This is a genomic window from Sulfoacidibacillus thermotolerans, from assembly GCF_003144315.1.
In the GTDB taxonomy this organism is placed as follows: Bacteria; Bacillota; Bacilli; order Alicyclobacillales; family SLC66; genus Sulfoacidibacillus; species Sulfoacidibacillus thermotolerans.
This window is the reverse complement of the sequence record NZ_MPDK01000020.1, coordinates 13,926-38,675: the sequence shown is the minus strand read 5'-3', so window position 1 is coordinate 38,675 and position 24,750 is coordinate 13,926. Positions and strand designations below refer to the sequence as shown.

20 protein-coding genes, 2 pseudogenes, 1 CRISPR repeat array and 1 riboswitch (1 of these 24 cut by a window edge) are annotated in these 24,750 nt (G+C 44.8%); of the genes and pseudogenes, 8 read left to right on the top strand and 14 right to left on the bottom strand.

Annotated features, from left to right (window positions below; all coding sequences use genetic code 11):
- Window positions 1-49 precede the first annotated feature (49 nt).
- From BM613_RS10835 to BM613_RS10820, 4 genes are all read right to left on the bottom strand, one after another.
- On the bottom strand, window positions 50-730 hold the full coding sequence (locus BM613_RS10835) for a class II aldolase/adducin family protein (RefSeq protein ID WP_109431203.1): 681 nt from the start codon (window positions 728-730) through the stop codon (window positions 50-52).
- A 1-nt stretch (window position 731) separates the two neighbouring features.
- On the bottom strand, window positions 732-1,883 hold the full coding sequence (locus BM613_RS10830; RefSeq protein ID WP_109431202.1) for a glycerate kinase: 1,152 nt from the start codon (window positions 1,881-1,883) through the stop codon (window positions 732-734).
- A 126-nt stretch (window positions 1,884-2,009) separates the two neighbouring features.
- Window positions 2,010-2,669 (bottom strand): hypothetical protein, encoded by a 660-nt coding sequence (locus BM613_RS10825; RefSeq protein ID WP_109431201.1) that lies wholly within the window; start codon window positions 2,667-2,669, stop codon window positions 2,010-2,012.
- Between the two features lie 50 nt (window positions 2,670-2,719).
- Window positions 2,720-3,925: an NAD(P)/FAD-dependent oxidoreductase gene (locus BM613_RS10820; RefSeq protein ID WP_109431200.1), complete on the bottom strand. Its 1,206-nt coding sequence runs from the start codon at window positions 3,923-3,925 to the stop codon at window positions 2,720-2,722.
- A gap of 357 nt (window positions 3,926-4,282) precedes the next feature.
- Between BM613_RS10820 and nadB the strand changes: the two genes are divergently transcribed.
- Together nadB and nadC are read left to right on the top strand one after the other, a co-directional pair.
- Entirely contained in the window at window positions 4,283-5,839 is a 1,557-nt protein-coding gene (gene nadB, locus BM613_RS10815) for an L-aspartate oxidase (protein WP_109431199.1), read from the top strand.
- A gap of 55 nt (window positions 5,840-5,894) precedes the next feature.
- Complete coding sequence (gene nadC / locus BM613_RS10810; protein WP_109431198.1) at window positions 5,895-6,728, top strand: carboxylating nicotinate-nucleotide diphosphorylase; 834 nt, start codon at window positions 5,895-5,897, stop codon at window positions 6,726-6,728.
- 61 nt (window positions 6,729-6,789) lie between these two features.
- Here the strand turns inward: nadC and BM613_RS10805 are convergent, their stop codons facing one another.
- Together BM613_RS10805 and acs are read right to left on the bottom strand one after the other, a co-directional pair.
- Window positions 6,790-6,993 (bottom strand): hypothetical protein, encoded by a 204-nt coding sequence (locus BM613_RS10805; RefSeq protein WP_109431197.1) that lies wholly within the window; start codon window positions 6,991-6,993, stop codon window positions 6,790-6,792.
- A 67-nt stretch (window positions 6,994-7,060) separates the two neighbouring features.
- Window positions 7,061-9,034, bottom strand: a complete 1,974-nt coding sequence (gene acs / locus BM613_RS10800) for an acetate--CoA ligase (protein ID WP_109431196.1) — start codon at window positions 9,032-9,034, stop codon at window positions 7,061-7,063.
- Between the two features lie 175 nt (window positions 9,035-9,209).
- A riboswitch (glycine riboswitch) is annotated at window positions 9,210-9,310 on the top strand.
- A 172-nt stretch (window positions 9,311-9,482) separates the two neighbouring features.
- Here acs and sdaAA point away from each other — a divergent pair.
- Both sdaAA and sdaAB read left to right on the top strand, forming a co-directional pair.
- Window positions 9,483-10,364, top strand: coding sequence for an L-serine ammonia-lyase, iron-sulfur-dependent, subunit alpha (sdaAA, locus tag BM613_RS15100; RefSeq protein WP_181363069.1), 882 nt, complete (start codon window positions 9,483-9,485; stop codon window positions 10,362-10,364).
- 16 nt (window positions 10,365-10,380) lie between these two features.
- Window positions 10,381-11,049: an L-serine ammonia-lyase, iron-sulfur-dependent subunit beta gene (gene sdaAB / locus BM613_RS15095; protein WP_181363068.1), complete on the top strand. Its 669-nt coding sequence runs from the start codon at window positions 10,381-10,383 to the stop codon at window positions 11,047-11,049.
- A 60-nt stretch (window positions 11,050-11,109) separates the two neighbouring features.
- Here sdaAB and BM613_RS10790 read toward each other — a convergent pair whose 3' ends face one another.
- Entirely contained in the window at window positions 11,110-12,474 is a 1,365-nt protein-coding gene (locus BM613_RS10790; protein ID WP_109431195.1) for an FAD-binding oxidoreductase, read from the bottom strand.
- A 215-nt stretch (window positions 12,475-12,689) separates the two neighbouring features.
- On the opposite strand from BM613_RS10790, the gene BM613_RS10785 reads away from it, so the two are divergent.
- Complete coding sequence (locus tag BM613_RS10785; protein ID WP_109431194.1) at window positions 12,690-13,565, top strand: DMT family transporter; 876 nt, start codon at window positions 12,690-12,692, stop codon at window positions 13,563-13,565.
- Window positions 13,566-13,659: 94 nt separating this feature from the next.
- On the opposite strand, the gene BM613_RS10780 is transcribed toward BM613_RS10785, so the two are convergent.
- A complete protein-coding gene (locus BM613_RS10780) occupies window positions 13,660-14,157 on the bottom strand; it encodes a helical membrane plugin domain-containing protein (RefSeq protein WP_181363067.1) in 498 nt (165 codons plus the stop codon).
- Complete coding sequence (gene fdhF / locus BM613_RS10775; protein WP_109431192.1) at window positions 14,099-17,122, bottom strand: formate dehydrogenase subunit alpha; 3,024 nt, start codon at window positions 17,120-17,122, stop codon at window positions 14,099-14,101. Before fdhF ends, BM613_RS10780 begins: the two co-directional genes overlap by 59 nt.
- Before the next feature lie 494 nt (window positions 17,123-17,616).
- On the opposite strand from fdhF, the gene BM613_RS15690 reads away from it, so the two are divergent.
- Window positions 17,617-17,751 (top strand): hypothetical protein, encoded by a 135-nt coding sequence (locus BM613_RS15690; RefSeq protein ID WP_281267853.1) that lies wholly within the window; start codon window positions 17,617-17,619, stop codon window positions 17,749-17,751.
- Window positions 17,752-17,827: 76 nt separating this feature from the next.
- Here BM613_RS15690 and BM613_RS15685 read toward each other — a convergent pair whose 3' ends face one another.
- From BM613_RS15685 to BM613_RS15810, 5 genes are all read right to left on the bottom strand, one after another.
- Window positions 17,828-17,956, bottom strand: coding sequence for a hypothetical protein (locus BM613_RS15685; RefSeq protein WP_281267852.1), 129 nt, complete (start codon window positions 17,954-17,956; stop codon window positions 17,828-17,830).
- Complete coding sequence (locus BM613_RS15815; protein ID WP_219930679.1) at window positions 17,944-18,051, bottom strand: transposase; 108 nt, start codon at window positions 18,049-18,051, stop codon at window positions 17,944-17,946. Before BM613_RS15815 ends, BM613_RS15685 begins: the two co-directional genes overlap by 13 nt.
- Complete coding sequence (locus BM613_RS10770) at window positions 18,052-18,234, bottom strand: hypothetical protein (RefSeq protein WP_109431191.1); 183 nt, start codon at window positions 18,232-18,234, stop codon at window positions 18,052-18,054.
- A 35-nt stretch (window positions 18,235-18,269) separates the two neighbouring features.
- Window positions 18,270-19,493, bottom strand: coding sequence for a YeeE/YedE thiosulfate transporter family protein (locus tag BM613_RS10765; RefSeq protein WP_109431190.1), 1,224 nt, complete (start codon window positions 19,491-19,493; stop codon window positions 18,270-18,272).
- 855 nt (window positions 19,494-20,348) lie between these two features.
- Window positions 20,349-20,576, bottom strand: a complete 228-nt coding sequence (locus BM613_RS15810; RefSeq protein ID WP_425450696.1) for a transposase — start codon at window positions 20,574-20,576, stop codon at window positions 20,349-20,351.
- Window positions 20,577-20,831: 255 nt separating this feature from the next.
- Here BM613_RS15810 and BM613_RS10750 point away from each other — a divergent pair.
- Both BM613_RS10750 and BM613_RS10745 read left to right on the top strand, forming a co-directional pair.
- Window positions 20,832-21,353, top strand: a pseudogene (locus tag BM613_RS10750) (IS110 family RNA-guided transposase); the annotation flags it as partial.
- 202 nt (window positions 21,354-21,555) lie between these two features.
- Window positions 21,556-22,664: pseudogene (locus tag BM613_RS10745) on the top strand (IS3 family transposase); the annotation flags it as partial.
- Window positions 22,665-22,961: 297 nt separating this feature from the next.
- Window positions 22,962-24,750: direct repeats of the CRISPR family, unit length 30 nt; unit sequence GTTCCGATCCCTCAAAGGCAGTCTATAAAC; it runs 40 nt beyond the window's last position.

The window sequence follows — 24,750 nt, the reverse complement described above, 5'->3', positions numbered from 1 at the left end:
ATAGAATAGTTTTGAAAATTAGAATAAGTGCAGGTCTTTTTTGGGGGATTCAATGGTCTTGCGGTGATATCTGTTTTCCATACGTTTTAAATGCTTCAAGTGCGTTTTCCATTTGATTGATTGTCAGCAACGTCGGTTTCCCTATGCAGAGAGAGCGATAATATAACTCTGCCATTTCTTCGAGCAGGATTGAATTTTTATAGGCCTCTTCTACAGAATGACCCACTGTAAGAGCGCCATGGTTGCGCAAAAGGACGCCGTTGTACTTCTCCGCCATAGCTAAGACCACTGTATGCGCTAATTCTTCACTTCCAAATGGGGCATAGTGCGATGTAATTGGAATCTCCGTTCCTCCTAAAGCGGCTACTAGATAGTGTAGTGAGGGAATCGACAAACCTTGCACAGCAAGTGTCGTCGCATAAATCGAATGCGTGTGCACGATGGCTTTCACCTCTTTGCGCGCGCGATAGATGCCTAAATGCATCGGTGTTTCTGAAGAAGGAAGAAGTCCTGAATAGCGGTTTCCTGTCAAGTCGATGATGGAGATATGATCAACAGTGAGCTCCTCATAGGGAACTCCTGTAGGAGTGATAGCAACAAGGTCACTTCTCTGCAATCTACAACTGATATTCCCAGAAGTCCCTGTCACCAATCGGTCTTCTGGCAATTTTTTAGCATGCTCCACTATCCTATTGATCTGATGTCTATCAAGTGCTTGTAATGTGTACATTTTAGTCTTTTTCTCCTTTAGATAAGCTATTTGCTAAAAAAATCTGCATTGCAGTTTGACTCGTGCGCTCTACGTGAAAAGCAGCGTCATGAAAAGCTTGTTCTAAACTCATAGGGCCTGGAACAATTGACAAGAGTCCAGTTACGCCTAGTTGATCGATTTGACTGGCTGTCATGTCAATAGATCCAGAAATACAAATTACAGGAGTATCAACTCGTCGTGCACGTTGAGCTACGCCAAATACGGCTTTTCCATGCAGCGTTTGGCTGTCCGTTTTCCCTTCTCCCGTAAAAATGAGATCTGCCCTTGTAGCGTGCATATCAAAGTCCAGCCAATCAAGCATCTGTTCAATTCCGCGATATATTTTAGCACCTAGTACGCCGACTAAAGCTGCGCCAAGACCCCCAGCCGCACCAGCTCCAGGTAAGGAGGCGACGTGAACGCCGAATTGCTTTTCTACTACTTCAGCAAATTTTGCAAGTGCTTGATCGAAAAGATTAATCCACTGATGTGCAATGCCTTTTTGTGGACCATAGATTGCAGTGGCTCCACTTGGTCCGCAGAGTGGGTTGGTTACATCTGCAACAACACGTATGTTTGCCAAACGTATTTGCGGGTGTAATTCTGTGTCATCAATCCGTTCGAGCTGTTGACAAGCGAGCGGCACGAGCGGTAATTCTTCCCCTGCTGCGTTGAGTAAGCGTATGCCAAGAGCATGTAGCATGCCAACTCCCCCGTCATTGGTTCCACTGCCACCAAGTCCAATCATCAAAGATGTGTGTCCTGCTTCTAACGCATGTTTTATGAGTTCGCCTACTCCAACAGAATTTGCTTTTCGCACATCCTGTTGGGTGTTTACCATTAAGTGGTATCCAATGGCAGCCGCAGCTTCAATCACAGCCGTGCCATCGGGCAAAACGCCGTACTGTGCAAGAATGTTTCGACCTAATGGGTCATGAACGGGTACAGATACCTTATATCCCCCTTTAGCCTGTAATAGACAATCTAACGTGCCTTCGCCACCGTCAGCGAGTGGTAGCAATTTAATCGTTGAGTGAGGAGCGACTTTTTTTATTCCATTTTCCATATGCTGAGCAACCGCTCGTGCAGGCAGAGAACCTTTAAACGAATCGGGAGCGATCAAAATGCGCATAGAAAACCTCCTACGAACTCGATGGGAAGCAAGTTATGGCGATTATAACGGATACAAGAAAAAGCGTCGAGACTCTAGAGTTGTAACTCCTAAGTCTTGACGCTTACACTTAGACTTTAACCGATCTTAGCGATTCTTTTTTTGTTCGTTGAGCGCCTGTAATAAATAGATCGCAAGGTGGAGTGAGCGCTGTACAGTCGGGTCTTTTCTCAGTTTTAAAATCCGAAATGCAGAGATGGTGGATTGTTCCGCCGCTGATTTCGCTTTTGCTTCAAGAATTAATTCTGGATGATTGACCAGTGGTTCGAGCAGGTCTGCCCCCACATCAACGAGGGAGGAAAGTTTTGCGAGCGAAGGCAGTTTATCGACTAACTGCAATGCGGACTGTAGCGTTTCTCCAGTTAGTGGTTTCGCTAATTGCGAGACACTTTGCATCACATTCTCTAATAACTCAGGATCTTTCATCATAGGTTCAATGAGATCCATCCCAAGTTCCAAATAGGAAATCGTTTTTACCAATAATGGCAACTTGTCAAGTAGCGTATTTACTGATTCCATCATGCCAGGTTTCGCCAAACTGCTGACACTAGTTACAACATTCGTAAGCAGTTCGGGATCTTTTATCATCGGTTCCACTAGATCTGTGGCCAATTCTAGCACTGTAACTAGTTTTGCAATCGTCGGCAGTTTGCTCAGTACAGTGACCGTAGCTGCCTGAATGTCCGGATTGCTTAACATGTGAAGGAGTTCATCAACATTGTCAACAGTTACTGTATCCGAAGCCATAAGTCCCCTTCTCTCATCATTGGATTGATATCAAAATGATTGGCAGAAAATTAAATCGGCAAATTGGTTAATCCATTTTTCATTTTCCAGATGAAATACTTTTCAAACGCAATTTTTGCGCCATGCACCCAAGAACCGTACTGTAACGTGTAATTTTTTTGCGGCGGAAATACAGGGTCAGCGATCATATAAATTCCTGCGTCTCCAGAATCTAAGATACACAACGCCTTCATATCATAAGGGTCAAAATCGTGTGTGAGGGTTCCTTCAATGTCAGCAATAATATTTTTAACAGCTGTTTTGGCCATATGTTCAGCCATGTATCCCGTTTTTGGAACGCCTGTTGGAATAGGGGTTGGATCTTTGGGAGCGAGAGCAACATTGACACCACCAGCAAATATGTTTGCGAAATTAGGATGGCGATATTGCGAGGTAACAGGAATAAAGCCATTTGCGTTGCCCAATCCAGGTGTATTGAAGACCGCATCGATTCCTTTAAAAGGAGGAATCATCATGCTATATGCAAAAGGTAATTCGGTACCATCATCGAGGATCACTTTGTCTTTTTCAATTTTCTTTACAGCATGGTTTGCATAGCCATCGATCTTTAATTCTTTGAACATTTTTTTAACCATGTTCTCAGAGTCACCTACACCACCTAAGCCGAAATGCCCGAGAAAAGGTTCAGGAGTGACCCAGCTTATTTTCACTTTGTCACGCAGCCCATTTTTGCGTAGAAAACTTTCTATATTTAATAGGAACTCATAACCTGCCCCAAAGCAACTGGCCCCTTGTGTAGCGCCAATCACGAGAGGGCCAGGATTCTTAAGAAACTCCTTGAAGGCAGACTGAGCAGACAAAGAATGTTCGAGATTGCAGACAGAATGTGTGAAACCTCCATGCGGACCCAATCCTTCAACAGCAGAAAAATCAAGAGCTGGTCCTGTACCAAGAAATAAGTAATCATAGTGGAATTGGGTCGATTGCGTATAAACAAGGTTTTGTGTCGGATCGATCTTTGTAACAGCATCTTGTATAAACTCAATCCCCTGTTTTGCAAGAGCGGGAGCAAGTGGGAAAGAAACTTGTTCTGCTGTTCTAGTCCCTAAAACGACCCATGGCATCGAAGGGATAAAAACGAAATGTGAACCCTTAGAAATGACGACTACTTCATGTTCTTTACCAAGCTCTCTGCGCAAGTCAAATGCTGCTGTAAGGCCAGCAAATGAAGCGCCAACAACGATGATTTTCGCCATAACGAGCGTCTCCCTTCTGATTTTAAGCACGATATACTTCTCGATCAAATCTACCTATAATTTTGGAAGCGATTTCTAAAGCAACCCTACCCTATAGCATAACGATAGACGAATTATAATATTAAAAGATATGACTGTACACGAAAATGATCACAGGTTTATCATATCGCCATCATTTCGACGAGATTACTCAAAATAATGACGTAAATACAACATTTTATATCTAGCCGTCTCTCCGATTGTGAGAGTTTTGTGTCGTTGCTAATCCTGTGTATATACATATGAATTGACAATGGTCGATCATTCAAGACATAATCAAACTATAGAGTCTAGTAAGCAGAAAGAAGGCTCATTTCGATGGAGTTAAACCAAGAAGTAGATTTTATCGTCGTAGGTTCAGGAGTCGCGGGTTTATTGTGCAGTCTTTTCGCTGCGGATTATGGTCGTGTTGCACTTTTTTCAAAAAGTGAGGTACAAGCAAGTAACAGCATGTTAGCACAAGGGGGAATCGCCGCAGCAATTGGGACAAACGATGATCCGTTGATGCATGAAGAAGACACTTTGCGCACTGGACAAGGACTTTGTGATCGCGAAGTCGTTCGTTCATTGATTAGAGAAGGTCCACAAATGATTCAGTTTCTCCAGCAGCTAGGGGTTTCATTTGATCAAAACGCAGAATCTGGACTGGCTTTAGGAATGGAGGGGGCACATCAGAGAGCTCGTATTTTGCACATCGGGGGTGACCAAACGGGAAAGGGCATTACTGAGGTGCTCCTCGAGCAAGTGCTGTCCCATTCACAAATCACTGTCTATGCAAAAACATCCGTCCATGAACTCGCAGTCGAAGATGGACAATGTGTGGGGGTATGGGTAGTTGATGAGCAAAATGAACTACTCTACTATCGCGCTAAAGCAGTGGTGTTAGCAACAGGAGGACTTGGACAAATTTATCAATATACTACAAATCATCCGATTGCAACAGGTGATGGGTATGTACTCGCTTATCACGCGGGAGCAACTTTACGTGATATGGAGTTCGTGCAGTTTCATCCCACCGGATTACGTGTTGATTCCGATTCATCAAGTTTGACTGTTCCTCTTATCTCTGAGGCGGTTCGCGGTGAAGGAGCTACACTTGTCAATGAACATAAAACACCATTTATGCATCGCTATCACGAATGGAAGGACTTGGCATCTAGGGATATAGTCTCAAGAGCGATATTTACGGAGATGGAAAACGGACACGAGATTTTCCTGGATGCACGGAAAATAAAAAATTTTTCTTCTCGCTTCCCAAGTATTTCAAAGCAGTGTGAAAAAATAGGAATTTCACCAGCGCAAGATCTCATTCCGATTGTACCTGTAGCGCACTACTCTATGGGAGGAATTGCAACAGATGCGTATGGTCAAACTTCGCTACAGCGTTTATTTGCGATTGGTGAAGTTGCTTCTTCTGGATTCCATGGTGCGAATCGACTTGCGAGCAATTCTTTGCTTGAGGGATTGGTTATGGCGAGACGAGCAGTCGAGCGAATGGCAAAACTCCCCCCGCTCTCATCAGAGCGCTCGATTGAGCTATCCCGGCCTTCCTTATGTGCAAGTGATCTCGAAATCAATCCTGAATTGTTTAAATTAATCCGTCAATTGATGTGGAAAAATGTCGGGATTGTCAGAGAAGCAAGTCGCCTGTATGAGGCTATACAAATTCTACAGCAGCAAATGAAAAAATTTGGAGATTCCCTCAATGTCAATCGCTCTTTGCTCGAAATTGCATTGCTTGTCACGCGTGCCGCACTCTGGAGACAGGAGAGTCGAGGGGCGCATTTTCGCTCTGACTTTCCAAATGTATCTTCTGAGTTTCAAAGACACTCTGTGCAAACGAGTGAACATCGGCTTTCTTCTGCACTTCTTTAGTTTTTCACTGCAGTTTTTATTTGATGTGAACACCATTAAAGGGGATTGTTATTAGATGAATCAACTGCTAGTACAGCAATTTCTTCGCCAAGCATTGATCGAAGATATTGGAATGCATGATCTCACTACGGAGTTAATTTTTGCTGAAGATGCGCAAACCCACGGGGTTTTACGGGCAAAAGAAGCTGGCAGAATTGCAGGGCTGCCTATTATAAAAGAAGCTTTTCAATTGCTCGATCCACTGGTTCAAGTGCAACTTTGTGTCTCAGAAGGTGAAGATGTCAATGCTGGCACTGTATTGGCAAAAGTGTTCGGTAAGACGCGCGCACTTCTATCTGCAGAGCGCGTCACGCTTAATTTATTGCAGCGTATGTCTGGGATTGCAACGCAAACGCACAGATGGTGCGAACGAATTAAGGAATACCCTACACAGATTGTCGATACAAGAAAGACATTGCCTGGTCTGCGGATGTTTGACAAATATGCAGTAACAGTCGGCGGTGGACGAAATCATCGCTTTGGTTTGTATGATGCGGTTCTCATCAAAGATAATCACATCGCAGCACTGGGTTCGATCACAGCAGCAGTCCAACGCGTGAAAGAACGCGTGAGTCCCTTTGTGAAGATTGAAGTTGAAGCAGAAACATTAGAGCAAGTCGCAGAGGCTGCAAGTTTATCCGTCGATGTGATTTTACTTGATAACATGACTCCCGAACAAGTGGAAGCAGCAGTTCGTTTGGTCGATCGCCGCGCGCTTACTGAGGCATCAGGTGGAATGACTCTACAATCCGTATTGTTCTATGCTAAAGCAGGGGTGGACCTAATTTCTGCTGGCTTTTTAACGCATTCGGTTCAAGCTTTAGACATTAGTTTAGATCTTTTTGCATAGTTGTTTATTTATGATGAAGAAAAGATAAGAGCTGATCCCCTTTTAGGATCAGCCTCTTTGCTTACAAGTGAAGTTCACGATGTAGTGAGCGACGATATCCCTCAAGACTTTGATCGCGGCGGCGATTGCGTACAGCAACGTGATCACGTTGTTTTTTTGACATCTTCATGTCGAGCAAAACCGCTTGATCTACCGCTTGATGTGCAGCCGTTTGAGCGATCGCAGTTTGAATTTGATCGATGTCATTCCCTCGATTTCCTGACATGTCGACTCCCCCTTCTTCACTTGTACCTCCTTTAGCATGTGTGTTTTGTCACTTGGTATTCTTTGTCTTATCGATTCGCAGAGTCTTCCTTCACTTCAGCGATCAACTTGTCTAAAATATCGCTATCTTCAAGCCCTGTTGCATCTCCACGCACAGTTCCCTCTTCAATAATCTCACGAAGCATCCTTCTGATAATTTTCCCGGAGCGAGTTTTTGGCATCACATTTACAAAGTGGATTCGTTCAGGCTTGGCAAATGAACCAATGTCTTCAATTACTTTGCGTTGCAGTGCATTGGCTAATTCTTCATCAGGTGTATATTGCTTGTCAATTGTCACAAATGCGACAGGAACGGCTCCCTTAATTTCATCTGGTTGACCAACGACCGCGGCCTCAACGACTGCCTCGTGTGCAATGAGCGAGCTTTCCATTTCCATCGTGCTAATTCGGTGCCCAGATACATTGATCACATCATCGACGCGACCCAAAACCCAATATTGACCATCTGAATCGCGTACTGCACTGTCGCCTGTAAAATAGACTCCTGGCATAGGAGCAAAGTAGTTATTGACATATCGCTTGCGATCACCGAATACATCTCTTGCCAGGGTAGGAAAAACAGTGCGTATGACTAAAAATCCGGGAGTTCCATCAGGAACAGATTGTCCATCTTGATTGACAACGTCCAATTGGTGCCCAAAAAATGGGACTCCGCATGATCCGGGCTTCATCGGTGTTGCCCCGGGAAGTGAAGCAAGAGGAGTTCCTCCCGTCTCCGTTTGTCCCCAAGTGTTATTAATCACTACTTGATTTTGACCAATGACGCGATAGAGCCAGTGCCAGGCTTCTGGATTGAGAGGTTCGCCAACTGACGCCAAAAGCTGAATAGAGGACAAGTCATATTTTTTCGCAAGCTCCTCCCCATATTTCATCAACATGCGAAAAGCTGTTGGAGCTGAAAATAGCTTGTTGACTTGGTACCGCTCAATCATTTCATACACTCGTCCCTGATGGGGATAATCAATGGCACCTTCGTACAGAATTGTCGTAACGCCAAGTGCGAGCCCCCCCACGAGTACAAAGATATGAGCTGTCAACCAGCCGATGTCTGCGGTATTCCAGTAGACATCCTCGTCGCGCAAATCTAATTGATATTTCGAATAAGCATAGGTCCCAAGTAAAAAACCTCCGCCAGCGTGTACGATTCCTTTTGGTTTCCCGCTTGTCCCACTTGTGAAAATTAAGAGTCCAGGATCATTGCAATCAAGGGGAACGACTTCACAGGAAGCGGATGCTTTTTGCATGAGTTCTTCGTAGTCATGATCACGTGTCGGATCCATCGTAACTTCGAGGTTTTCGATGCGGCGAAAAACAATGACATGTTGTACGGGATGCTCATCTCGCAACGCAGCGTCTACAGTGTCTTTTAGATTGAGCACTTTTCCGCGGCGATAGCTACCATTTGCACAAATCACAGCTTTGGCGTTGGAACTAAGGATTCGCTCACGTAAGGCTTCTGGAGAAAATCCTGCAAAAACAGTGTTATAGAGAATGCCTAAACGAAAGCAAGCGAGTAAGACAACATATGTTTCTGGTAGATTTTGCATGTATACGCTTACTACATCGCCTTTAGAAAGCCCTAGAGATAATAAAACATTTGCAAACTTTTGCACTTCTCGATGTAGTTGCAGATATGTCCATGATCGACGTTCTCCATTTTCCCCTTCAAAAAAGATCGCAACTTTATTGCGGCGTTTCGGGTCTAGTGCATGTCGATCTACGCAGTTTTGGCAAACATTGATCTTGCTTCCTGGAAAAAACGAAAAGTCTGGCATACTTCCTTCGATTACAGAATTCTCACGCTGTATCCACGTCAGTTCATCAGCAATTTCACGCCAGAATGAGGCTGGATCTTCAATCGAATGTTTATATTTTTCTTGGTATTCGGCCATAGATCGCACATAACTGTTCCTTTTATAAGCGACAGGCGGTTCGATCTTTTCACTCTTTTGAATAAATTCGACTTCATTCTGAGGACTCATGTGGCATTACTCCCCTTCGATTTAGTTGACATAAATGATAGAGTGGGCTGATGACGGGAAACTTTCAATTCATACGTATTGTAGCTGATTTGTGAAGGTTTGATCAATATATGATGCGGACTTGCGCAAGTTCTTATCTATAGGATACGATATTCGCAATCGAATCGATCAGCAGATGACTCTAGCGTGAGAGTGTATCGTTTACCACCGATGGGGCAATGTATGCGGAACCTCACCACATACAGAATCTCTCAGGTTCCATAGCGCTAGATGATGCTACTCTGGAAAAGTCGCGTTGCGACTACCAACGGGGTAACTCTAGAGTAAGGAAAACTAGGGGGAACTCTCAGGTATCAAGGCAGAGACATGCGAGGGCTTTTATTCGCATGTCTCTTTTTATTGTAAGAATTTCCGGGTGTTGCGAAAAACTTAAAATGGAGGCGAGCGAATGTCATTTCAATATTTGCATGAGTTAATTGCATTAGCTGAATCGCGCAAGGTATCCATTGCACAAGTTATGCTTGCTGTGGAGGAAGAACAAACGGGTCGTACGAGCGAACAAATTCTACAGCAAATGGAGAAACAATTTACAGTAATGGAAGCTTCAGCGCGAAAAGGAGTCGAACAACCTATTCGTTCGCGCAGTGGACTAACTGGTGGCGATGCTTACTTAGTAAAGGAATATATTGAAAAAGGAGATACGTTTGTCGCACCTTCCACACTGCGCGCGATGTCTTATGCACTCTCTGTTTCTGAAGTAAACGCTGGAATGGGATGTATTGTAGCGACACCCACTGCAGGAGCCGCAGGGATTTTACCTGGAGTGTTGATTTCTATTCTCGATTCAGGCAAGTATCGACGTGAAGCGATCGTGATGTCCATGTTGACCGCAGCAGCTGTCGGACTTGTCATTGCGAATTCTGCTTCAATTTCTGGTGCCGCTGGTGGCTGCCAAGCAGAGGTTGGATCGGCAACAGCGATGGCGGCAGCTGCTCTTGTTGAAATTGGCAAGGGAACTCCGCAGCAGGTCGGCCATGCCGTCGGATTAGCACTAAAGAATTCGCTTGGGCTTGTATGTGATCCGGTTGGAGGACTTGTTGAGATTCCTTGTATCATTCGCAATGGACTTCACGCAATCACTGCTTTAGCTGCGGCTGACATGGCACTTGCTGGTGTAAAGAGTGTGATTCCACCTGATGAGGTCATCCAAGTCATGCAGGCAATTGGACAGGAGATGCCTCTTTCACTTCGCGAAACTGGGATTGGGGGGCTGGCTTCAACCCCTACGGGAAAGCGATTACGGGAATCTGTTTTTGGTAAATCTGACTAATCTGGAGTGAGTAGCAATGAAGTATCACAGTGCTTTTGATATTATCGGACCGATTATGGTTGGGCCTTCAAGCTCGCACACCGCTGGTGCCGTACGTATAGGCAACATTGCGCGGCAAGTCCTTGGTGAGGAACCTGTTCATGTCACGTTTCACCTCATGGGTTCGTTTGCAGAAACGTATCGCGGACATGGTACAGATCTTGCTCTGCTTGCGGGTGTCCTTGGCCTTACAACAGAGAGTGAACAGGTTCCTGATGCTGATCGAATCGCAGCAGCTAGTGGCTTAACGTATGGATTTTCACAGGCCAATCTTGGGTGGTTCCATCCCAATACAGTGGAGGTTTTGCTAAAAAGCAAGCAACACAGTATCCAACTCATCGCTAGTTCCCTCGGAGGTGGAAAAGTAGAGGTACAGGAATTAGATGGACTTCCTGTGAAATTTAGCGGTGAAAAACCCACGTTGATTTTATATCATATAGATCAAAGAGGATTTATCTCGATGATCTCAAGATTACTTGATGCAAATGGCTATAATATTGCTCGGTTAGCTCTAGAGCGTTCACGCCGCAAAGGCGCTGCGATCACCGTCTGTGAAGTGGATGAAGAATTGACAGATGATCTCATTGCATCTCTAGCTACTACAATTCCAATGTTAAAAACGATTCGGGTCGTTAAAACTTTTTAAGGATTTCTATCGTATAGTGAGTAAGAAGAACTCACGCCTTGGTGAGAAGGCGTGAGCTCCTCAATCATCCACAAGTTTTCCTGGATTCATGAGGTCTTTGGGATCAAGCAGATGCTTAATCGCTTTCATCAATCGCAAGGACTCTCCGTGTTCCAATGCTTGATATTTTTTCTTGCCAAGACCCACACCATGCTCTCCTGTACAAGTGCCCCCACACTGTAAAGAAAACTGTACTAAGTGCGCATTCACTGCGGCAACACGTTGCATCTCGTCTTCATCATTTGGATCTACGAGTAAAACGGTGTGGTAATTTCCATCCCCTACATGACCTACGACTGCTCCATGTACGTGATATTCTTCAATCGTCTTTGTGGCATCCAAAACAGCTTCGGGCAACTTGGAAAGAGGCACGCAGATATCAGTTGCCATCTGTTCTTTGCCAGGTACACTTGCTCGAAAGGCAAGTGCAGCGACGTGCCTGCTATCCCAGAGGCGACGCCGACTGGCCTCGTCTTTGACGATTTCGACGTGTGACATTCCCTCATCTTGCATAATTGAAACTGCGAGTTCTACATCATAGTTAATGGACTTTTTCGCCCCCTGAAATTCTAGAAAGAGAGTAGGAGCTACAGGATAATCAACGCCTTTATAGCGATTGATGGCTGCAACGATCAATGCGTCAGCAAGCTCAATTCGCGTGACTGGAATGCCCGCTCCCATGATGGCTGTTGAAGCCTTGACACATTGCTCAATCGTGGAAAATGTTGCGCGTACAGCCACTGCGGCTTCTGGCAATCCGTAAACTTTGAGCCATAGTTCAGTAAATACGCCTAGTGTACCTTCAGATCCAACAAACAGCCCATTCAGATTGAGTCCAGAGGCAGATTTTGCAGCAAGTGAACCTGTTGTGATGACTGAAGCATCCGGCAATACAACTTTCAGCGCTCGCACTTGGTCTCGCATGACTCCGTAGCGTACAGTTGTTGTCCCACTTGCGTTTGTAGCTGCCATGCCCCCAACAGAAGCGTTCGCTCCAGGATCAACTGAAAAAAAGAGCCCATAGCGAGCGAGCTCAGCATTCAGTTGGTCTTTTGTGACACCAGGTTGTACATGGACAAGGAAATCATCTGGACGAATTTCAAGAATCTTGTCCATCTGCGACATATCCAAGCTAATTCCCCCATGAATCGGGATGACCTGCCCTTCCAGGCTGCTCCCTATCGCATAAGGGACGACTGGAATTTCATGTTGGTTTGCATAGGTTATCACCTTTACGACATCTTCTGTACTGTGTGGAAATACAACCACATCAGGCTTCTGTGGTGTATGATAGGATTCATCACGACTGTGATGTTCCAAGACGGTTTCATTTACAGAGACTTGTTCTGGCGTCAATAATTCACGCAAGTCAGAGATGAGTTTCATATTCATTCCCCCTATTTTTATCATACAATATCTTTTGTTTTTTGGTATGATTCTTCGTCTGTCGAATGCAGGAACAGGAGGTGATCAGATTGCTTAAAAGAAAGCTTTTTGAAAATGATGTTCCGACTACTTCATACCTCTGAGTGAAGTAGGTGTAGGTTAGCCTCTTCCGTCAGAGGCATTCTTAAAGAAACAACGAGACGGAGGAGACACGGATGAATTTTGTAAATAAGCGGCATTTGGGTGCACTTTATTTAGCAATGGCCGCCAGTATCTGGGGTGGCATGTATGTCGTTAGCAAAATGGAATTAGAAGTAATTCGACCGCTTGAACTCGTTTGGTTACGATATGTGATTGCATTTGCTTCTCTTGTTATTCTAGGAGTGCTAAGTCGACAATCATGGAAAATACGCAAAAGTGATTTTTTATTAATTGCTTCGATCGGGATCATTGGCTACGTGGTTTCGATTTATGCCCAGTTTCTTGGCACGAAATTGTCATCCGCACAGATGGGGGCAGTCATTACGTCCGCAACCCCCGCATTTATGGTCTTATTTGCGCGTTTGCTGATTGGTGAGCGGATCACTTGGCGAAAAGCACTCTCTGTAGCTCTTGCCACATGTGGTGTCCTCTTGATCGTAGGCTTTGGAGACCTAAGCCGATCTTATCAACTAGGCGGTCTTGTCCTTGGAATTGCAGCACTCACATGGGCTTTGATGTCAGTACTTATAAAGCGTGTTCCTAGTGACTATTCACAAATAGTTGTCACCGCCTATGCAATTTTCATTGCAGTCATCGCGTTAACTCCTTTTGTATCTCCACAATTGCAGCAAACTATTGCACTTTGGAGTCATCCATGGATTTTAGGAGGACTTCTTTACCTAGGCATTCTGTCAACTGCTGTGGCTTTCTTTTTATGGAATAAGGGATTACAGCTCGTAGACACCGCGAGCGGAAGTCTATATTTCTTTTTTCAACCTGTTGTTGGCACTTTTTTAGGTTGGGTCATAATGGGTGAAAAAGTGAGTTTTTCATTTTGGATTGGTTTTGCTCTTATTCTTAGTGGAGTGACGTTAGTAACAAGAGCTTGAGGATAGGCATGAGGTTTCAAATTCGCTTGATTTGGAACCCCATGCCTACATTTCTAAAATAAAATGAATCTAAAAGCTGTATACTCCCTACTCATTAGGAAGTCTCAGAATTGCTTAATGTCAATTCTTTCCCTACGCCTTTTAACATTCCTGAAAAAAATGCTACAGCACGTCGGATGTCAGGATCTCGCGCGAGGGCAAAAAAGTCAAAGACACTTTGACTTTTTTCTTTAGCAGTTTCCTTTACTCCTTCTTCTATTCCCGATCGTAAAGCAGAAACGAGAATCTGCACGTCGCTCTCCTCCAAATGGCTGAGTAAGCTTGCTACGCGCATGGAATTTTGGATGGCCGTGGTCATCTCAGGGGCTTTCATTTGTGTTAAAGCAATCTCGAAAATTTTATCTTTTGCTTTCATCCCACTCCACAACATTGTCAGGATCCCTGAATTACTTAATTCCCCAATTATCTCCACAATTTGACGAAATGCATCTTCATGGGCAAGCAGGAATTGCAGTAAGTCATCTATGCGCTGGTTATTTACTTGTTGAGAATTCACTGGGTTGAGCTTGATTTGCGTAATCGCTTCTGCCACGTTGCATGCTCCTTTCAATTTTCTGCTTGACAGACACATAGTTTGCGCGCGCCCACTTGCGCTGTACTTCGACTCCTTGCTGTGGATTGCGCTTCCCAAAGCGCGGGTTAAATCGTGGCAAGGGACTCTTGCCAGCATCTTTTAACACGATCATGCGTACATACGTTTCTTTATAGGCTGGAGTATGTGTGCGTTGATCTGTGTAACTGCTCGTTAACAAGTTGATGGCTGATTCTTGGCTGATCGAGTTCATAGGAAGATACAGTTCATTTCCTTGTACACGATCTGTGACGACAACTTGTACTTTAACCGCACCATAAGCAGACTCTAACCGTACCCAAGAACCATCAGAAATTCCTCTAGCAGCAGCAAGTTGCGGAGAAACTTCAACAAAAGTGCCTGGCACTTTATGGTTGAGTCCTTGGACTTTATTTGTCATATTGCCTTCGTGAAAATGCTCTAATAATCTCCCGTTGTTAACAATCAAATCGAATTCATCACTCATCGGAATGGGAGGAATCCAGTTGGGTTCAGCAAGCCGTGCTTTTTGATCAGGGAATGCAAATCCATCAGTATATAAAAGAGGCGTATCCGATCCATCCGGCGCAACAGGCCATACTAAACTTTGATAACCCGTCAAACGTTCATAGGTAACTCCTGCAAATAACGGGGCCAATTGTGCAGCTTCTGCCATAATTTCTTCAGGATGCGCATAAGTGAAATTTGCACCTAAGCGATTGGCTACAGCCATGATAATTTTCCAATCTGGTAGCGATTCACCAAGTGTAGGAAGTACTTGATATAACCGTTGGATTCTCCGTTCGGTGTTTGTAAAAGTCCCTTCCTTTTCTAGGCTAGGGCTGGCTGGTAAAATCACATCGGCAAATTGTGCTGTTTTCGTGAAGAAAATATCTTGGACCACGAGGAAATCTAATTTGCTTAGCGCATTTTGTACGTGGTTGGTATTTGTATCTACAAAGGCCATTTCTTCACCGACGAGATACATCGCTTTTAGACGCCCTTCTTCAATTGCAGCGACCATTTGTTGGTTATCCATTCCTGGAACTGCAGATAAAGGCACTCCCCAAGCTTGCTCAAATTGCTGTCTCACGCGAGGATCGCTTACTGCTTGATAACCTGGAAACCACGACGGCAACGTACCAAAGTCGCATGCTCCTTGTACGTTATTATGACCACGTAAAGGAAATGCCCCGGCTCCTGAACGACCATAATTTCCTGTGATCAGTAAGAGGTCGCTAATTGCACTGCTCGTCTCACTCCCACCACAATGTTGAGTTACTCCCATAGCAAAAAGAATAGCAACTCCATCTGCTTCGTGGATCATCTTCGCCATCGTCTCAAGCTCATCTTGCGTTATGCCACTTACTTGCTCCGCATACTCAAGAGTAAATGGAGCGAGCGCTGTCACAAACTCCGCAAATCCATTGACATGTTTTTCGATAAACGCTTTATCATGCCACCCTTGATCAATTACATATTTAGTCAAAGCAGAAATCCACACATGATCTGTTCCAAGCTTAGGACGAATAAACAAATTTGCACGCTCTGCAAGTTCATGTTTTCGCAAATCGGCAACAATGAGTTTTTGTCCACGCAGTTTTTGTGCACGCTTAACTCGAGTGGCAATCACAGGATGTGCTTCTGCCGGGTTCGCTCCAACAACAAGTACGAGACCTGCATTTGCAATGTCAACAATCGTTCCTGAGTCTCCTGCAAGTCCAACTGTACGCAACAATCCATCCGTTGCTGGAGATTGACAATAGCGAGAACAATTATCGATGTTATTGGTTCCAATCACGGCGCGTGCAAGTTTTTGCATCAAGTAGTTTTCTTCATTTGTGATTTTGGATGAAGAAATTAATCCGATCGCATCTGGGCCATAGGCCGCTCTCGTTTCATTCAATTTCTCCGCAACTAGATCAAGTGCCTCATCCCAAGATGCTTCTTCAAAAATACCATTGCGCCGGATGAGCGGTTTTGTTAATCGCTGCTCACTGTTTACAAAATCCCAGCCGAATTTCCCTTTTACGCAAGTCGATACGCCATTTGCTGGTGCATCTTCATGCGGTTCTACCTTAAGAATATGCCTTCCCTTGGTCCAAACGTCGAACGAACATCCGACACCGCAAAAAGTGCAAACCGTCTTTGTTTTTTGAATGACGTTTGATCTCATCGCAGATTCAATTTCTGAGATCGCAAAAATCCCATCGTAACTAGGTTCTACTTGTTTTACAAGATCGATCATCGGATTTAGTAGATCAGGCCCAATACCTGTCATGAAACCTGCTTGACCCAGCATTGATTTTTCCATCAGCGCATTGGTCGGACAAAGTGTGACACAATGCCCACAAGATACACAAGATGATTCATCGATTGGCACATCGTCATCCCAAATAACGCGCGGTTGTTCACGTTCCCAATCTATGGACAGTGTTTCGTTGACTTGTAAGTCTTGACATGCTTCTACGCAGCGACCGCAAAGGATACATTGATCGGGATCGTAACGATAAAAAGGATTTGAAAAATCTTTCTCATACCCTTTTGTTCGATATGGATATTGCTGGCTTTTGATGCCCATGGAATGAGCCGTGTTGTGTAAAGTGCAGTTCCCATTGTTGTTATCACAGACCGTGCAATACAGCATGTGATTTTCAAGAATTCGATCCATTGCTTCTTTTTGCGCGGCAAGCGCAAACGGATGCTCAGGTTCAATTTGCATGCCGTCTTCTAGTGGCGTGCTACAAGCTCGCACTAACTCTCCATTTGCAATAACCATACAGGTATCGCAGGTTTGAATTGGCCCTAAACTCGGATGATAGCATACATGAGGGTGCTCGATCCCCTGGTTTATGAGTGCTTGAAGAATCGTTTGCCCCGCAGAGACTTCGTATGTGGTTCCATGAATCGTGACGGAAATTCCTCTTTCTTGACGTTTCGTTTCCATGTACACTCCTCCTATAAAAACAAAAACTCCACAGTAAAGCGTTGTCACATATTTATCGTGACGACGTCTCTGTGGAGTAGCTCCAAGCACATTAGTACTTTTTGCCAATCCTTGTACTCAAAAAGATATTTCATTCCTTGTCTGCTGACTTAAACTTTATGACAACTTCATCCTGTCATTACGTAAGTATGAACCTTATCGCAACTTATTTAATCACCTAGTTGAAGTATACCAAATACACGTGAAATACGTCTAGAGGAAGTATTGTTCTTGCAAACTGTATTTTACACGCAATAATCGAAATTTTTACATTTACAACGAAAGATGACTTTTAGGCATATGCAACAGTAGTTTCGCCTATACAGCCCGTTCCTTTTTCGCGTACGTTACATTATCCGTCTCATACAAAGAGCTATCTTGTAAGAATAAGGTATACAGTCTGATGGCTCCTAAATTAAATGAGCGGATAGCTATACAAAAAAGGAGGATTTCGTATGGGTGTCTTTGGTGCATATACACGTTGGGCAGTCGTCTTTTTAATTATCTTTGTTTTGTTCTTCCTATTTGTGCCGAGTTATGGATATGGCACTGGCACTGGTGTAGCAGCTTCAAGCGCAGTCGTATACTAAATTCACTGGCGGCCGACCCGATCCGGCCGCCAGTTTTTTGTGATTCAGCGCATTTCGTTTGCGGCGCATTCGGTAATCAGCGATAATAGCCAGCTTCGCTGACCCGCAAAACCTTCCCCTTTGACTCGGCGATTTTCGGATCAATACGCGGGTGACCACTGCCTATAAATGCAAGGATCCATGTTGCTTGCTTTAGCTTCTCCATGTGTACAGCGTTGTGGGCGGAATCCCCAGTTGTGCTGAGGCAACGACTGGTCCAGCTTCATAGGATAATTTGACGGGTTCTTCTTTGAATTCTATTTAATCTCCTAATACTACTGCAGCTAAACCTAATAACAAAAATGGGATGATTGCAACTGTAAGTACTTGCGCCAAAGTTAACGTTTCATTCGCACTGTTGTGTGTCACCATGGCGGCGATCAGAAGGGTAAGTAAAACACCTATACTTACAAATGGTGCTAAGATACGGCGATGTCTTGCCACAAAAACCCCTCCCCAAGTTCAATCTTTACGTAACCTTATTTCGCCATTACCTTTTCAGACGAGGATCCATAGACAAAACGTGCAGTCAAAAGCATGGCAAGCAACACTGCAGCAGTAAATACCCACGCACTAACCGCCATTTGAATGCCACCACTTAAAATGTGTCCGCTAGCACATCCACCTGCCATACGGGCACCAAATAACATAATGAAAGCCCCACTAAATGTCCAGATCGCTCGATAGGATTTTCGATTTCCAAAACGATTGCGCCATGATGGAGGAATAACCGAACGAAAAGCATTAAAACGGCGACTAAAAAAAATCGAAGAAATAAACGCTCCTAAAAAAGTTCCGATATCTGATAACGGTTCCCATCCAATCGTTGCAAATACTTGCTTACTATAGATGGCATGGGGTAAAAACAGGCAACCTGCTAGCCATGAGAATGTGGTTGACTCGCCAAAAATTTGATGTAAAAAAATGCTGAGCACTACGATTACTCCAATGATCACTCCCACAAGCAACATCGGTGGCGAAAAGAAATTATGTTCAGGTATATCTTTATTGACGATCTCACCATTCCACGAATGTGAATCTAAAGGCATACCTCCCTCCGCTAGATAGGACAGGGTATCCACATGATATTCACGATCGAGCTCATCCACTTTCCGTTTTACTCTTTCACGAAAACAACTATGACGCCCACCCGCATATCGCGGTAAAAAGAAAGCAAGAAGCAGTAGAGCAACCGCGTAAAGGATAGACACACCAAATGTCATCCATGGATGAATATGTTCAATCGGGCCAGTAAAAATGAGATTCCCAAAATTTCCGGCATTCACAAGCCATTGACCTACGCTCGTTGGGTATAACAGCGTCCATGCAGCGGCGCCAAGCAGACTTCCTGGAATCGCATATAATACATCTCGCCTTCCCTCACCCAATGCCATCCATTCTGATCCCGGGACATATCCAGATACAGCCATCCCTGATCCAAATAATAATCCTCCAATCATGATTCCAAACACATACACGGGTTTCGGACCAAAGTGCATAGCGAACCCACTTGCATATAGACCGTAAAGTACGACTGCGCCTACCGCCGAACCAATTGCGATACATCCAATGAATAAACGGTCTTTCCAACGAGCTAGCCGAATGAGCGTTTCCGGATTAGAAATACCCCATAATTCAGCAAACCCGCCAATTACACCCCCAATAATGATCCCTATCCAAAGAGGTGCATTGACGTTAAACATGATCATCCCCCCATTCTTTTGCTCAGTTCCTGTACATGAGCAAAAATTACTAAAAAACAGAAATATTACCACTTATTTTTAGCTTAATTCTAGTTGGATGAAAGAAATAGATTAAAAAAGATTAGATATCATAGTACTAATTAACTATATTTTGTATAATCTATGATCAGTTTAACAAGTTAAGTGATAGATAGGGCACGGCCTTATAGGCGCGCTTTCTTTGATGCTACCGTCACTCCGAATTTAACCAATCTTCTTTTGAGTGCCTCTGTGAACCGTTCTGCGACTCGCTGATTCTCGAACAGCGCTACAAAATCGTCTGCAAAACGAATCAGTATTGCTTCTCCGCAAAGCGCCTTTGGGACTCCCCGTTTCAACCCTCCCTCTGATATGAACGAGGCCGTCAAACCCCATTCGATTTTTGTTAAAGGCCCAGCCCGAGGGCAAAGCATCTTCGACGATTGGCAATCTGATATTCGTAGATTGGATAGCACAAGTCTTACCTCTATCAAGGACTGCCTCGGACTAAGCGCGTGCGTTTAATCAAATCTAGCACATAGAGGTGCCAAGGAATCCCTGTATTGGGTCTTTGCCTCCGGGCCCGATCTTCACAACAATAAGCATTGATGCAAATATTTCTGGCTTACGCTGATCATTCGGACCGCTTGCTTATTTGCTGTTTTTCGATTTATATAGCAATCGCCCATACCATACATAGCCGAGTAGTTCTCGAGCGACAGCTGTAGCTGTACACTCGGTATTTTACCTCGAGACACCATGCGAAAATATTTGTGATGCAAGCGATTCTGTGCCTTCAAAGCTATATCCTGTACTTGTGGACTCTTTCCTTTTTGCTTACGTCGAATATCGCCTATAACCGCAGGTTTGTATCGATAGCTCCAAGCCGATTCTGATAATATCCAACGAACATGTGCATTTACCAGTCTTTATACTTCCACCCTGCCATCGACTAGCCCTGCTTGAATACTCCTTCGGTACTAATCTCGCGTACGCCATGAGCTGTTTCGGATTACGAAATCTCGAAAATTTGCCTATTTCGGCGACTAAGGTGACCGCTGGTATTAAGTCAATAGACCACCATGCCGCCTGAACAGCACCAGTAGAAGGATGAAAATGGGCTTGTGTCGAATGACACCTTAGCGGCTGGCGAAGGTAGGTCGTTCCACTCTGGTGCCATGAGCCCGCTCAATAGACTAACTACGACGACCCAGTGCACCATAGTATGTTGCTCCCTTTAGGGAAGCACGCAGGATAGAATGATCTTTATGGTCGTTGCACCAGCCCTTCAATTTATACAGTTCGCCAGAAAGGATCTATATAGATGTCGTCTACGAACGTTGTTGTGGTCTCGACGTGCATAAGAAGATGGTAGTTGCATGCGTTCTGACGTCGGAAGCCAAGGAAATTCGCACCTTCTCCACCATGACGTTAGACCTGTTAGAAATGGTCGATTGGTTGAAACAACACGGATGTACGCATGGAGCGATGGAAAGCACTGCTTCGTTTTGGAAGCCCATCTATAACCTCTTGGAATCAGAGGACTTTCAAGTGATTGTAGTTAACGCAAATCACATGAAAAACGTCCCGGGGCGCAAGACGGACGTGAAGGATGCTGAGTGGATAGCTGGTTTGCTTCGTCATGGGTTATTGCAAGCCAGTTATATCCCGGACCGAACCCAACGTGAACTGCGAGAACTCATTCGTTACCGTCGGAGCCTGATAGACGAACGAGCAAGAGAAGTAAATCGGATACAGAAGGTGCTAAAAGAGGCCAACATCAAGCTGTCTTCCGTAGCGAGTAACACCTTGGGGAAGTCTGGGCGTTGTGTTTTGCAAGCCAAAAGTGCAAGGCAGTCTATAAACAAAGGAAGTTTGCAAATGGCGGTATTTGTTTTGGAGTTCCGATCCCTCAAAGGCAGTCTATAAACCAAATGTTTTCGGCGCAGCAGTGGGCGATCCAAAAAGGTTCCGATCCCTCAAAGTATAGTGGTCCCAGGAAACAAGACAACTGAGAAGGGACCGAATAAGCTACAATATGACTATGCGAAAACATTACACGGGATCATTCAAAGCAGAAGTCGTCCTAGAGCTACTCAAAGAAGAAAAGACCATCGCTCAAATTTCCTCAGAGTACGGTGTTCATGTGACAATGCTCCACAAATGGAAAAACACGGTTGTGGACAACCTGCCTGGCATCTTTGAGGATGAGAGTAAAAAGAGCGCTGCCGCCCTAACGAAAGAACATGAAAAGGAAACCTCGGAGCTCTATTCAAAAATCGGCCGCTTAACCACTGAGGTTGAGTGGCTCAAAAAAAAAATCTGGAATCAAATTGAACTAGAAATGAGCGAATTTCCATGGTGGATCACGACAACGAGAAGCTTTCTGTCTCCAGACAAGCTGAGTTGCTCAGCCTGAATCGGACGAGTCTTTACTACAACCCCGTGGGCATCCCGGACGAGGAGATACGTCTCAAGCATCGCATTGACGAGCTATACACAGAAAGGCCTGTGTCAGGCAGTCGCTACATCGTGGCCATTCTAAGGCGTGAAGGGTGGGATATCAACCGAAAGCGTGTTGTGCGCTGCATGAGGGAAATGGGTATCGCTGGCGTGAGCCCAGGCCCCAATCTGAGTAAGCGCAACCTGGCACACAAGATTTACCCGTACCTGTTGCGAGGGGTAAAGGCCCGTCACGCCAATCACATTTGGTCTATCGACATCACCTATATCCGGCTCAAACGCGGATGGATGTATCTGGTAGCCGTCATCGACTGGTATTCTCGCTACATTGTCAGCTGGGAGCTCGATCAGACACTGGAAATCGATTTTGTTCTTAAGGCGACGCAAACAGGACTGCAGCACGCCAAACCAGAGATTTGGAACAGTGACCAGGGCAGCCATTTTATGAGTCCGCAATACACAGACATTCTCAAGAAGGCTGGTGTGCGCATAAGCATGGACGGAAAGAACCGGGCTGTGGATAACATCTTTATCGAACGATTCTGGCGAACGCTAAAGTACCAAGAGGTGTACACAAAAGAGTACGCCACACCAAGGGAGGCGAGAGAGTCTATCAGAAAATTCATACACAAGTATAATCATGAGAGACCCCATCAATCTCTCAAGGATCATACACCTGCTGAGATCTACCTGAAAGGGATGACGCCTGAGGATCCAATTCCTACCTCATCTCATGAAAATACATTCATAGGAAAGGAGATTGCTTAACGACCAAGGATGAGAGACAACGAGCAGGGGAAGCCGCTTCCACTCCTCTCCTCTGGTCTAACGGCCATTCACCCCTCCCGCTTCTCCTACAAACGGCGTAGGGATAGGGTGAAAGAGACTATAGCTTAAAACTTTAAAAACTTTGTCTTGACAGATGGGGCCACCATAAAGGCAGTCTATAAACCACGCCAAAGCGATATCCATTCTTTTTGAGTAATAGTTCCGATCCCTCAAAGGCAGTCTATAAACTTATAATTTTTCATTTTGAAAAGCACACCACGATTATGTTCCGATCCCTCAAAGGCAGTCTATAAACTCAGGTCGCGTTGTTGCGCTGGAGTGAGTTCAACGGGGTTCCGATCCCTCAAAGGCAGTCTATAAACGGCGCCATGACATAGGTGCTAATTGGACTAGCCGTTACGCTTTCGTCCCTCAAAGGCAGTCTATAAACGGCGCCATGACCCACGATTCGTCTTCGTCATCCCAAGTTCCGATCCCTCAAAGGCAGTCTATAAACTGACGCACGATAGTGCATCATGCCACGCTCGCGATCAAGTTCCGATCCCTCAAAGGCAGTCTATAAACGTACCGGAATTTGCACCAAGTGGGCTTCATCGATCATGTTCCGATCCCTCAAAGGCAGTCTATAAACCTCGTGTAAAGTTGAGTGGGAATCCCGTGCTAATCAGGTTCCGATCCCTCAAAGGCAGTCTATAAACTACACCTTTTGCTTTGGGTTTTTAAGTTTTGTATGGTTCCGATCCCTCAAAGGCAGTCTATAAACTGAAGCCTGATTTATACGACTTACCTGTAGATGCTCTGTTCCGATCCCTCAAAGGCAGTCTATAAACTGCAAATCATAGCGGACATCCGGGATATGCGGGGGTGGTTCCGATCCCTCAAAGGCAGTCTATAAACAGAACTCACATTATTAGAAAATCCGACGTAATATACGTTCCGATCCCTCAAAGGCAGTCTATAAACGACTCTGCATTGACGATAGTAGAAAGTGGAAACTGTGGTTCCGATCCCTCAAAGGCAGTCTATAAACCTATAATCAAGTGGAGTTGCCGTAATCTTTATGGTGCGTTCCGATCCCTCAAAGGCAGTCTATAAACGATTTCTACGGGCGAATTACACCGCGCTGGGTAAACCAGTTCCGATCCCTCAAAGGCAGTCTATAAACGTAGGTAGCACAAGGTTCTGCGAGCTTATCCCACGCAAGTTCCGATCCCTCAAAGGCAGTCTATAAACGGAGTTGGAGATTCCGATGAATATAGTGACGGTGGCGGTTCCGATCCCTCAAAGGCAGTCTATAAACTAGCTTTGATTGGTTTGAGCACTGGATGTGTTTTGGTGTTCCGATCCCTCAAAGGCAGTCTATAAACGTGATTGCACTGGAACGCTATTTTGTTGATTATTAGGTTCCGATCCCTCAAAGGCAGTCTATAAACCGTATCATATCTACTGCGTAGCCAATCAGACTGTAGTTCCGATCCCTCAAAGGCAGTCTATAAACTTGAGATGTGCTGTTAAAAGCGCCCTGAAAATCATCGTTCCGATCCCTCAAAGGCAGTCTATAAACCATATATACAGTCTCCCGCTCCATTTTCGACTTTTCGTTCCGATCCCTCAAAGGCAGTCTATAAACTTATCGGAGTGGGGTTTAGCATCCTTCTTTTTCTATGTTCCGATCCCTCAAAGGCAGTCTATAAACCAGCGGCTAGACCAGCAGTCTCAGCGTCGAGGGGTGGTTCCGATCCCTCAAAGGCAGTCTATAAACCTTGCTATGGCATGCACCAGGACTATCAGATACTAGTTCCGATCCCTCAAAGGCAGTCTATAAACGCTGTCTGCGTATTGTCGACCACCGTCGAGGTAGTATGTTCCGATCCCTCAAAGGCAGTCTATAAACGAAGGAATACGCAGATTATTATTGGGTGCTCTGGTATGTTCCGATCCCTCAAAGGCAGTCTATAAACCGCGACGCTCGAAGAAGCGGGAGCGC